We start from the raw sequence: 12,436 nt of genomic DNA on the forward strand, positions 1-12,436 counted from the left end.
CTAGCCTCCATTGTTAGCACTTTCGTAATTCAAATGCATATTTTTCTCAGTATTACAGGTAACCCGGTGAATTTTTACCGGGTTTTTGGTTGCTTTTTATATAAAAAAAGGCATATGATAACTAAGGAGATTAAATCAGAAAAGATATAAAACGAAAGAGGATTTTTAAATGATAACTATTAAAAGTGAACGAGAAATACATTTGATGCATGAAGCTGGCAAACTTCTTGCTGCGACGCATAGAGAAATCGCTAAAATGATAAAACCGGGCATCACGACTTGGGAAATCGAAGAGTTTGTCGATAAATACTTGGCAGAGCACGGTGCTACACCTGAACAAAAGGGTTATAACGGCTACAAATATGCAACATGCGCATCGGTGAATGATGTAATTTGCCACGGCTTCCCGCAAAAGAAAGCCCTGAAAGAGGGAGACATCGTAACGATTGATATGGTGGTGAACCTAAACGGCGGTTTGGCGGATTCAGCTTGGACATATGCAGTCGGTGAAGTTTCAGATGAAGCTCAGCGTTTAATGGATGTAACTAAGAATGCTCTATATAGAGGCATCGAAGTTGCACGTGCAGGCAATCGTCTTGGGGACATTGGGCATGCAATCCAGTCATATGCAGAAGGTGAAAAGTTTTCAGTTGTCCGCGATTTTACAGGACACGGAATCGGAAAAACCATGCACGAAGACCCTACCGTTTTACATTATGGTAAACCAGGTAAAGGTGCCCGTCTTAAAGAAGGTATGGTCATCACGATTGAGCCTATGTTGAATGCAGGAACATGGCATATGAAAATGGACCAAGACGGATGGACGGCGAGAACGGCAGATGGAAAGATTTCTGCCCAATATGAACATACTCTCGTTATTACAAAAGAAAATCCAATCATTTTAACGGAACAATAAACAAAAAGAAGAAATGGCCTAATCGCGGACCGTTTCTTCTTTTTTTGTTTTAAACTATTTTACAATAAACCTCGACAGAATATTCTGAATCCCCTCATCCCCCAATAGATTAAATACGAAAAATCAGTACTAAGTACTTAGGTAATAAAAACTTTACTATTATGTGGCAGCACAGGATAATAAGGGATAAGGAAGAAATATTTAATTGATGAGTTTTATAAAAAGGATATAAAGGGGGGGTTGACAGTGAAGAAAGGGGAAAAACTGTCTACAACGGTTGAATCGGTTGGGTTGAGCCAGCGGGAATTTTTAACGATTTTCTTACTGCATTCTTTGAAATTAAAAGCGGATTATCCAAGGGCGATCCATCAGGACCTAAAAAATACGTTTACTGGAAAAGTGCATAGCTATGACTATTTATGTAAAATATCCAATATGCTTGTCGAATCCAACCATTTATCATTATATACGAATAAAGGAAGAAATTATTATCAGATAACTGAAAAAGGAAAAGAGCTTTACATATGGTACCAAGAGAATTTCCTGGAACGGTTTTCCGAAGTGAAGAAGGTCATTGATCGGTTCATGTTCGACTTAAGGGGATCTGGTGAAAACCCTCCGGTTCTTAATGAACTTCCTGAAGAATACAGGTCGTATTTCTCAAAAATAATATCTGTGAAGGACCTTGTCCGTTATGTTACTTTAAAAACCGCTTTCACTAAGAAGCCTATTTACATGGGTGAAATTGGCGACCTGCTTAAAAATCAGTTCGGTTGGATCGCGTCTAACGGCTATTTATACGATTTATCTCATGAAATGGAAGAGAACGGGCTTCTTGTCGGCAGATGGGAAAGTGAAAAGCGAACAAAACGATATTTACGAATCACCGATGAAGGACAGCATCATTATAAACAGATTGCGGATTCGGCCGCTTTTCAAGTACAGGAAATTCAAAAATACATGGCAAGTGTCGTTATGTTCTTAAAAGAAAAAACTTAAATAAATTATTAGAAATGGAGCCCCTTAAGTTTGTAAGGAGATTCGAGTTACATGCTTAAATTGAATCGTTAAAGGGTAAATGTTACTTAAAACACTTCTTAACAAGGGGGAATGCGTGATGGTGGAAAGACACGATGAAATGGGAAGCATATTCAGTTTCATTAAAGGCCAGGTAGATAAGCTGCCCATTTCACAATCGAAAAAGAACAAAATGCTCGACCAGCTATTGAAGCTCAAAACGATGACGGTTGATGCAAGGGAACCGCGAATTGCTCTTGTCGGAAGGCGTGGGTCTGGAAAATCATCACTGATCAACGCGATGTTTGGTCAGGAAAAGCAATATGTCAGTTCCGTTAAATCTGGAACGGGTAAGGGAAAATGGCTTTGGTACCCAAGTGATGCTGAGCCCAAAATTCGTTTGCTTGACTCCCGCGGGTTGGGTGAGAGTGAAACTCCCACGGAAGAATTTGAAGAAGAAACACCAATGGATGAATTGATAAAAGCGGTAACCGAAGAACAGCCTGATGTGTTTCTTTTCTTGATTAAAGCTAAAGAAACGGATTCACGGGTTGAAGAGGATTTGAAAGAGTTGAACAAGCTGCGCAAGATCGTTAAAGAGAATCACCATTATGATGTACCCGTCATCTGTGTGGTCACCCAGGTGGATGAGTTAGATCCTCCACATTATAAACAAGCACCTTTTGATGCCAATCCAAAGAAAAAACAAAATATTGATGAAGCGATTGCTTTGATGGCTAAGCGATTTAACGAAAGTGAAATCCCACTATTGAACATCATTCCGATTTGTTCGTATATTGATTTCGATGAAAGCGGAAATATTGAATATGATATGCGTTGGAACATCGATTTGCTTTCTGATTACTTGATCGAGGCCTTACCCAGTGAAGCGAAGCTGAAGACGGCCAAAGCCATGCAAAGCCAAATCGTTAAGAAGAAATTCGCGAGGACGATCGTGGGAACATTTACCGCAATTGCCGGATTAATCGGTGCAGAGCCAATACCTTTTGCCGATTTTCCCATTTTGACCGGCATTCAAGGGTTGATGATTGTAGTGATTGGTTTTATCGCGGATAAGGACATCAATACAAAAACGGCAGGTGAATTCATAACAGCATTAGGCATCAATGCTGGAATCGGTCTCCTTGTCAGGGAGGGTGTCAGGGCTGCAGTTCGTTTCATACCAGGGGCTGGTCTAGCCGTTTCCGGTGCGGTAGCGGGTGCTGTTACGTATGGAATCGGGCAAGCCGCGATAGCTTACTTTATCGAAAACAAAGATATTGATCAGGCGAAGAAAGCTTATAAGAATGCTAACAAAGAATATAAAAATGAAGACCTTGACTCTTAAATGGCAGATTCAAACCATAAACTACACTAAGGTGATAAGATAAAGTGGTGTTCGCAGTTGCTGTTTCTGCTGCTGGATGGTTCAGGAATTTGTTTATTATAGGAGGAATGATCTTCATGTCGTTTTTTCAGTCACAGGAGCAAAAAGAATATATACAAAAATTAGAGGAAGCGATTCAGTCCTTTTCCGCCCGATCTGAAGTTCTTGATGATACAAAGGGTTTTCCTTTTGAAAACATTCAGGAGTTAAAGGAATTCGGATATCCTAAATTGACCTTAGCCAAAGAAGATGGGGGAAATGGCGGTTCCTTATATGATTTTCTCCTATGCCAAGAAAAAATAGCTCAGTATTGTGGTCCAACAGCTTTAGGAATAGGCTGGCATGTCGGAACGGTCCTATCTTTAACCGAGAAAAGACCCTGGGAAAAAGGGGCCATGAATGAATTGTTTTCTGAAGTGTCGAAAGGCGCCCTCATCAACACGGCAGCATCTGAGGCTGGAACAGGAAGCCCGACGCGTGGCGGCCGTCCGGAAACGATCGCTATCAAAAAGGGTGAACGATGGAATTTGAATGGAAGAAAGACTTTTACTACACTCTCACCCGTCCTTGATATTTTTCTTGTAACGGCATGGGTACCCGAGGATGAGTGTTTAGGCACATTTTTAGTCCATCGTGATGTAATCGGTGTAAGTATAGAAGAAACTTGGGATATGATTTCCATGCAGGGAACAGGAAGTCATGATTTGGTGTTAAATGACGTCAGCCTGCCTAAAAAGCATTTAGTCATGAAAAGCAATCCTGGTGGAAACAGGAAACCCGAAGCGTGGCTCTTACATATACCGGCTTGCTACTTGGGAATTGCAGTGGCTGCCAGAAATTATGCAGTTGAATTTGCGAAAACCTATTCTCCCAATAGCTTACCAGGACCAATCAGGGATCTTCCGAATGTTCAACGGACAATTGGGGAGATGGAACTGGAATTGAGCGAGGCACACCATTTTCTTTACTCTGTCGCAGAAAAATGGGAGCAGCACCCTGAAGATCATGATGAACTATCGAAACAATTGGGTGCTGTTAAGTTATCGGTCGTCAATAAATCGATTTCGATTGTCGATAAAGCGATGAGAGTCGTCGGAGCCAAAAGTTTACAACGGACAAATCCCCTGCAACGCTATTATAGGGATGTACGCGCAGGACTTCATAATCCTCCGATGGATGATGCGACAATCACCATGCTAGCAAAATCAGCTCTTTATTAAGTGCGTATTCGGAAATTATTTGATGGCACTGAAATGACCTCGTCGTTTCAGTGCTTTTTCCTGTTCATTCTCTCCCCCCTATTCATCCGTTTTCATTGTTGGTACCTCTATGCTTCAGCTGCCTCATTTTAATTCCAACAATATAATTTTACTAGCTAATCATTCTCTATCTTGTTATGATTTATATACCTGTCTAAATCTTCGAAAAATATCGAAAGTTCGGTGTAAAAATGAATCTTATGACAAAAGATTTACTGATTAACTTTTTAATTATCCTTTTTCCGATTTTTTTATTGCAAATGAGCTATCTAGTAAAGTACGTATACCGTTTAGATGCATTAAAAGGATCGTTCTTATCCATTTTCCCTATTCTCTCACTTGTTCTATGCATGCTATTCCCCGTTGTCACAGAAAAGGATTTTGTTTGGGATCTTCGATGGATTCCATTTCTATTAGGCGGTTTATATGGAGGGTACCGGTTAGGAATCATATTAATTGTCATCACTCTACTTATTCGCTATTTAACAGGGGGGGAAAATGGATTTTATATATCATGCATCACTTTTCCGCTAATTGGTGTTTCCCTGTTTTTTATATCAAAATACTATTTAAAAATGTCAGTCAGTAAAAAAATCTTCATCGGTATTTCATTAATCTTTATTGTTCACAGTCTCACACAGTTTATTTCAACAGAAGTATTTGAACTTACTATAGGCATAAGTATATGGAAACAATACTTCACGATCCAAGTCATAGGAATTGTTGTTGTAATATTACTATGGGAGGTCATTCTCACTAATTTTCAGGTTCTCGAAAAATTAGTGAAAGCGGAAAAATTGCAAATCGTTAGTCATCTGGCTGCAAGCATCTCTCATGAAGTCAGAAATCCCCTTACAGTTACTAGGGGATATATTCAAATGTTAAGCGAAGACGTTTCTCCCAATACAAAGGTTAAGTATGCAAATATTGCGTTGAAGGAATTAGATCGGGCTACGGATGTCATAAATGATTATTTGACGTTTGCTGCCATAAGCCCTGAAAATAAAGAGCGATTAAGGGTATCCGAGGAAATTCAGCATGTCGTGAACAGTATAAATCCCTTGGCAAACGATAATGGAATCGAATTGAAATTATCCCTATTCGAAGATGAAGCTTATTATATCATGGGGGAAAGGAAGAAATTCCAACAGTGCTTGTTCAATATCTTAAAGAATGGCATAGAATCGATGCAAGATGATGGCGAAATATACATACATTTAATTCATGCTGCCCCCACCATCCAAATTAAGATTCAAGATCAAGGAAGTGGAATGACACAGGAACAAATATACCGTTTAGGTGAACCATACTTTACGACAAAAAATAAAGGAACGGGATTAGGCATGATGGTTTCATATAGCGTTATAAAAAGCATGGATGGATCGATACATGTGTCAAGTGTACAAGGGAAAGGTACATGCTTCTCTATTAACCTGCCCATTCATAGAAACGAGCCAATTTGAATTTAGTGTAAATTGACGGTTTTATTCTCATATATTACAATTTAAGTTAACTACCAATTATTATGAAATGATTTAATGATGAATTCGATACCTAATGGAGATGATTAAATGAAATCGCTTACAGATGGACAAATCATTTGGGAACCTACAAACGAACAAATCGAGCAAACGGTATTGACTCAATATATGAAATGGTTAAACGAAAAGAAAGGTTTATCATTTCAAGATTATCATGAATTATGGAAATGGTCGGTTGCTGAACTGGAGGATTTTTGGGCTTCGGTTTGGGATTATTGTGATGTAAAAGCTGACAGGAAATATGACAGGGTTTTAGCGGAGCATTCAATGCCAGGGGCGAAATGGTTCGAAGGGGCAAGGCTTAATTATGCTGAAAATGCATTATTGAATGATCAAGAAGATAAAACGGCGATCTTTTTTCGTTCCGAACATATCAGGCAGCAAGAGGTAAGCTGGAAAGAGCTGAAAGAAAAAGTAGCTTCTGTTGCCCATTCGTTAAGGGGACTTGGTGTGAAATCCGGTGATCGTGTTGTAGCTTATATGCCAAATATCCCTGAAGCGGTCATAGCTTTCTTGGCGACAGTAAGTATAGGTGCCATCTGGTCCAGCTGTTCACCTGACTTTGGGGCAAGAAGCGTCATTGATCGTTTCAAACAGATTGAACCGGTTGTATTACTTGCGGTTGATGGGTACCAGTACAATGGAAAAGCATATGATAAAACATCCGTTGTTGCACAGCTTAAACAGGAATTGGTTACTGTCAAGCATACTGTAATGGTTCCTTACATAGAAAAGAAGATTTTGGAAGAGAATCTGGCAGATACGATTCCATGGGATGATCTAGTAAAAGAAAAAGCCGAATTATCTTTTGAAAGTGTTCCGTTTGATCATCCGCTTTGGATTCTCTATTCATCAGGTACAACCGGAATGCCAAAACCTATTGTACAAGGCCATGGCGGAATATTATTGGAGCATTTTAAATCAACAAGAATGCATCAAGGCATGACTTCTGAGGATACGGTATTCTGGTTTACGACGACAGGGTGGATGATGTGGAATCTCCTAATGGGTGGTTTGCTTAATGAAGGGACGATCGTTCTTTATGACGGCAGTCCTTCTTTCCCGGATATGGATGCCCTTTGGCAATTGGCTGAAGATACAGGCATGACTTTCTTTGGAACAAGTGCACCATTCCTTACGAATTCCATGAAGTTAGGAATCAAGCCAATGGGAAAATATGATTTATCGAAATTGAAGGCCCTTTTTTCCACTGGAGCACCTTTGTCGGGTGACGGGTACAAATGGGTGTATGAGAATGTCAAGAAGGATATCTGGCTTAGTTCATCCAGTGGCGGAACCGATGTTTGTGCCGGATTTGTAGGTGGCGTTCCCACATTACCTGTAAGAATCGGGGAGATACAAGGAAGGGCATTAGGTGTTCGTGCAGAGGCCTTTGATGAACAAGGCCGAACATTGATTAATGAAGTCGGTGAATTGGTCATTACCAAACCCATGCCGTCCATGCCGCTTTATTTCTGGAATGATCAAGACGGGACAAGATACTACGAGAGTTATTTCGATACGTATCCCGGCATTTGGAAACATGGTGATTGGATAAAAATCGACGACAAGGGCAGTTGTATCATTTATGGTCGTTCCGACTCGACCATCAACCGTTCTGGTGTACGGATGGGAACCAGCGATATCTACCGGGTCGTCGAAGCGATCGACGAGGTTATGGAAAGCCTTGTCATTGATAGGGAAGTGCTTGGCCGCGGTTCTTCCTTGCTCCTGTTCGTTGTCCTTAAGCCCGGTAATAGCCTGGATGCAGCATTGACAGCAAAAATCAAGGAACAAATCAGAGGACATGTGTCCCCTCGCTTTATTCCTGACCAAATCCATGTCGTTGAACAAATACCTAAAACTTTGAACGGAAAGAAAATGGAAGTCCCGATACGTAAAGTGTTGTTAGGTTTCGAGTTTGATAAAGTCGTGAATCCAGACTCCATGGGAAACCCTGATTCGCTTCAGTTCTTTAAAGAATTAGCCATTGAGTTGAATGAGAAAAAAATATTCTAGCAAACAGGCGGAGCATAAAAGCTCCGTCTTTTTTCTTCTTAAAAGAATTCTGCCGGTAAAACCAAGATTGCACGTTCAAACATTTTTTAATAAATAACCCTGATTTTCTACGATAAGGAAAGGAACGGGAAAATATAAAGAGGGATCACTTCCTCATTTATCTTCAATATGTGCATAACAAGATGAATTACTTCATCCAGCACCTTAAACATCTACTCAGTATAATGACAAACTTACCTTATGATGGAATTTTTGTCGACAAATTTAAAACTGATGAATAGAATAAAATCAAAAGACAGTAAGTACTGACAGTCTGGAAGGAAGAGTTGAGAGTATGAGTAACAGTCATAATCTAAGTAACGATGATAAGCTACTTTTGGCTGCGATCGATCTAATAGCAGAGAAAGGCTACAATGGTGTTACTACTCTGGAAATCGCTGGTGCGGCAGGTTTGAGTGAAAAGACACTGTTTCGTCGCTTCGGAAGTAAGCAAAATCTTTTAGAAACGGCATTTGAACGATATCACTATGCCGAAGAAATGACAAAACTTTTTAATGAAAGGCAAATCGTTTGGGATTTACATTCAGACTTACAACTGATAAGTCGAACATATCATGAAATCATGAATCGTAACCGGAAAATGATTATGATAAGTATCAAGGAAGAAGGCAATTTACCTGGATTTCGAGAAAGAACACAAAAGCATCCTCAGAAGTTACTGGAAATTTTGACAAACTATTTTAACACGATGTATGAAAAAGGAAAACTTATTCACACAGATTCAGAGCTGCAAGCGTGGTCGTTCATGATGATGAATTTTGGTGCCTTTATGAACAACCTGGATGCCGATGAGAACTATCCGACCGTGTCCCTTGAGGCATTTATAATGGAAAGTGTGCAAACATTCACTAGGGCATTAACTCCCTAGTTTTTCCTGAAATATCATGACAGTTAGTACTGACACCCAATAATGAAAAAGAAAGTGCAGATTTATTATGCATTGAGAAAAATAAATTTAAATGACAGGAGATTATGTATATGAATTCAAGTAAATCAATAGTATGGATTAATGTATTTACAGCTAAACCTGGCAAACTAGATGAATTAGTTGCGATACAGTCTGAAGAACTTCTCAATTTTAAGAGGGGATCTCAAGGTGTTCCTGGTTGGATTAATAGTCGTTGGCATCGTTCTGTTGATAAAAATAAGGCTATTATGATAACTACCTTTGAAAGTGTTGATCATCATAAAAATTGGTTAGAAAAAAGTGAATTTACTGAACACCTTAACAAGATAAAACATCTCATTGAAGATGCAGAAGGTGGGTACTACACATTAGTGGAAGTCATTGAAAACATGTAAATCAATTAAAATTATAACTTCTTTATTTTAAACAAACCTTAACGAGGAGGAAAAACCATTGGGGAAATTAAACATTGGAATTATCTTAGGAAGCACACGTCAAGGACGCGTAAGTCCACAAGTAGGAAATTGGGTAAAAGAAATAGCTGATAAACGCGGAGATGCAAATTATGAAATCGTAGATATTGCAGACTTTAAATTGCCTTTTTTGGGTGAAGGCACTGGTAAAGAACCGGGGTTAACAGCTTGGGCAGAAAAACTTTCCAGCTTAGATGGATTTGTTTTTATCGTACAGGAATACAATCACAGTATTACAGGAGCATTAAAAAATGCGCTTGATTCCGCACGCGATGAATGGAACAACAAGGCGGCGGGCATTGTGAGCTATGGTTCAACAGGCGGAGCTCGTGCAGCTGAACATTTGCGTGGCATCTTAGGTGAATTACTTGTTGCGGACGTTCGAGTAAATCCAACATTTTCACTATTTACAGACTTTGAAAACTACAAGACATTTAAACCAGCTGATTTACACCTTGGTAATGTCCACGCTATGTTAGATCAAACGATCGCATGGAGCAGTGCATTAAAAAAATTACGTTAAGCTGGATTGATACTGTCCAGAACCTCAACTCCCCTTGTTTTTTAACCACAAAAATGTCATATAATATCCGCGAAATGCAGGTTCTATCCCATAATGAGATAGTATATTTTTTGAAAAACGAGACAAAACGAGACAACAATCTCATTTTGTCTCGTTTTGTTTCGATTGAAAATAGAAAAAGTCCTAATTTGCCAACCTTCCATTTTGGCACAATATTTGCAATATAAATCATTGACTCATTATTAATGATTGGGGGATGAAATATGGAAACGGTTCAACCTAATGAAATTAAGTTATCACAGGAGAAGGCTTATTGGATGTACAAAAAAATGCTGGAGATCAGAAAATTCGAAGACCAAGTTCATGAATCATTTGCAAAGGGGATTTTACCAGGGTTTGTCCATTTGTATGCTGGGGAAGAAGCGGTGGCTGTCGGAGTATGTGCCCACTTATCCGATAAAGACAGCATTACCAGCACTCACCGGGGGCATGGCCACTGTATTGCAAAAGAATGCGATTTAAATGGGATGATGGCTGAAATATATGGAAAAGTGACAGGGCTTTGTAAAGGAAAAGGCGGTTCCATGCATATTGCCGATCTGGATAAAGGGATGTTAGGTGCGAACGGGATAGTCGGTGGAGGCTTTCCGCTCGCATGCGGTGCAGCTTTAACTGCCAAATATAAAAAGACGGATCATGTTAGTGTTTGTTTTTTTGGTGATGGTGCCAATAATCATGGGACCTTCCATGAAGGGATAAATCTGGCGGCAATCTGGAAGCTACCCGTTATTTTCATTGCTGAAAATAATGGGTATGGGGAAGCCACGCCATTCAACTATGCTTCTAGTTGTAAAACGATAGCCGATCGTGCGATTAGCTACAATATTCCGGGTGTCCGGGTGGATGGGAAAGATGTTATGGCTGTGTATAAGGCTGCTGAAGAAGCCGTTCAGAGAGCTCGCAGGGGAGAAGGCCCTTCATTAATAGAATGCGTTACTTATCGTAATTATGGACACTTCGAGGGAGATGCACAGAAATATAAAAAAGAACAAGACAAAAAGGAGCATAAACAAGAGAAAGATGCGATTGCTCTCTTTAGGAATTACTTACTGAATCAGAATCTGCTGGGAGAAAAAGATCTGGTTTCTCTAGAGAGTGCCGTGGAGGAATCTATTAAACAGGCAGTAAAGTTCAGTGAAGAAAGCCCGTATCCAGAGGCATCTGATTTATTAAACGATGTTTATGTATCTTATTAAACCATAATAGGAGGAATTGAGATGAGTAGAAAAATCAGTATGTCACAAGCAATAAATGAAGCAATGGCCATGGCAATGAGAAAAGATGAAAATGTCATCCTTATGGGAGAAGATGTAGCCGGCGGTGCAGAGGTTGATCATTTGCAGGATGACGAAGCATGGGGTGGTGTTTTAGGTGTCACAAAAGGATTGGTTCAAGAGTTTGGCCGGGACAGGATCCTTGATACGCCCATTGCTGAAGCAGGTTATATGGGAGCGGCCATGGCAGCCGCTTCGACAGGTTTACGACCGATTGCCGAGTTAATGTTCAATGATTTCATTGGCAGCTGTTTGGATGAAGTATTGAATCAAGGTGCGAAGTTCCGCTATATGTTTGGGGGGAAAGCACAAGTTCCCGTGACGATCCGTACGATGCATGGTGCAGGATTCAGGGCGGCAGCTCAGCATTCACAAAGCCTTTATGCCTTATTTACAAGCATTCCTGGATTGAAGGTGGTCGTCCCTTCTTCCCCGTACGATGCAAAAGGGCTATTACTTTCAGCCATTGAAGATAATGACCCAGTCATCTTTTTTGAAGATAAAACGCTATATAACATGGTAGGAGAGGTCCCGGAAGACTACTATACAATTCCGATTGGCAAAGCCGAAATTAAAAGGAATGGCTCGGATTTGACGGTCGTTGCCATCGGTAAGCAAGTTCACACAGCAATGGAGGCAGCTGAAAAACTTGCAGTGAAGGGCATTGAAATTGAGATTGTAGATCCAAGGAGCTTGTCACCACTGGATGAGGAATCCATTCTCTCCTCTGTGGCAAAAACAAATCGTTTAATCGTGATAGATGAAGCGAATCCAAGATGCAGCATGGCAACGGATATTGCCGCATTGGTTGCGGATAAGGGATTTGACACTCTCGATGCGCCAATAAAAAGGATTACTGCTCCACATACACCAGTACCTTTTTCACCTCCCCTAGAAGATATTTACCTTCCAACATCAGAAAAAGTGATAAAAGTCGTTTCGGAATTATTGGGGGAACCATCCATTCTTGGGGTGTAATTAAATCAGTATGATACTCCAG

Annotated in this window: 11 protein-coding genes; all 11 read left to right on the top strand. The window is 40.1% G+C overall.

The window, feature by feature from the left end:
• Positions 1-169 precede the first annotated feature (169 nt).
• The 11 genes from map to ACDZ29_RS23970 all read left to right on the top strand — a co-directional run bounded on the left by map (position 170) and on the right by ACDZ29_RS23970 (position 12,414).
• Entirely contained in the window at positions 170-916 is a 747-nt protein-coding gene (map, locus tag ACDZ29_RS23920) for a type I methionyl aminopeptidase (protein ID WP_289316415.1), read from the top strand.
• Between the two features lie 246 nt (positions 917-1,162).
• Positions 1,163-1,915: a helix-turn-helix transcriptional regulator gene (locus tag ACDZ29_RS23925; RefSeq protein ID WP_375088902.1), complete on the top strand. Its 753-nt coding sequence runs from the start codon at positions 1,163-1,165 to the stop codon at positions 1,913-1,915.
• Positions 1,916-2,033: 118 nt separating this feature from the next.
• The gene (locus ACDZ29_RS23930) at positions 2,034-3,281 is read left to right on the top strand and encodes a GTPase (protein WP_375088903.1); all 1,248 of its coding nucleotides are present in this window, start codon (positions 2,034-2,036) and stop codon (positions 3,279-3,281) included.
• 116 nt (positions 3,282-3,397) lie between these two features.
• A complete protein-coding gene (locus ACDZ29_RS23935) occupies positions 3,398-4,540 on the top strand; it encodes an acyl-CoA dehydrogenase family protein (protein ID WP_289325093.1) in 1,143 nt (380 codons plus the stop codon).
• Positions 4,541-4,779: 239 nt separating this feature from the next.
• Positions 4,780-6,042 carry an ATP-binding protein gene (locus ACDZ29_RS23940; RefSeq protein WP_375088904.1) on the top strand — a complete coding sequence of 421 codons (1,263 nt, stop codon included), beginning with the start codon at positions 4,780-4,782 and terminating at the stop codon, positions 6,040-6,042.
• A 108-nt stretch (positions 6,043-6,150) separates the two neighbouring features.
• On the top strand, positions 6,151-8,139 hold the full coding sequence (locus ACDZ29_RS23945; RefSeq protein ID WP_289325095.1) for an acetoacetate--CoA ligase: 1,989 nt from the start codon (positions 6,151-6,153) through the stop codon (positions 8,137-8,139).
• A 334-nt stretch (positions 8,140-8,473) separates the two neighbouring features.
• Positions 8,474-9,067 (top strand): TetR/AcrR family transcriptional regulator, encoded by a 594-nt coding sequence (locus ACDZ29_RS23950; RefSeq protein WP_375088905.1) that lies wholly within the window; start codon positions 8,474-8,476, stop codon positions 9,065-9,067.
• 110 nt (positions 9,068-9,177) lie between these two features.
• Positions 9,178-9,501, top strand: a complete 324-nt coding sequence (locus ACDZ29_RS23955; protein ID WP_289325097.1) for a putative quinol monooxygenase — start codon at positions 9,178-9,180, stop codon at positions 9,499-9,501.
• A 58-nt stretch (positions 9,502-9,559) separates the two neighbouring features.
• Positions 9,560-10,102, top strand: a complete 543-nt coding sequence (locus tag ACDZ29_RS23960; RefSeq protein WP_289325098.1) for an NADPH-dependent FMN reductase — start codon at positions 9,560-9,562, stop codon at positions 10,100-10,102.
• Positions 10,103-10,365: 263 nt separating this feature from the next.
• The gene (locus ACDZ29_RS23965) at positions 10,366-11,358 is read left to right on the top strand and encodes a thiamine pyrophosphate-dependent dehydrogenase E1 component subunit alpha (protein WP_370015077.1); all 993 of its coding nucleotides are present in this window, start codon (positions 10,366-10,368) and stop codon (positions 11,356-11,358) included.
• Positions 11,359-11,379: 21 nt separating this feature from the next.
• A complete protein-coding gene (locus tag ACDZ29_RS23970; RefSeq protein ID WP_289325100.1) occupies positions 11,380-12,414 on the top strand; it encodes an alpha-ketoacid dehydrogenase subunit beta in 1,035 nt (344 codons plus the stop codon).
• Positions 12,415-12,436: the final 22 nt, after the last annotated feature.

Origin of the sequence: Peribacillus sp. RS7, from assembly GCF_041956845.1 — a bacterium.
Taxonomy (GTDB): domain Bacteria; phylum Bacillota; class Bacilli; order Bacillales; family DSM-1321; genus Peribacillus.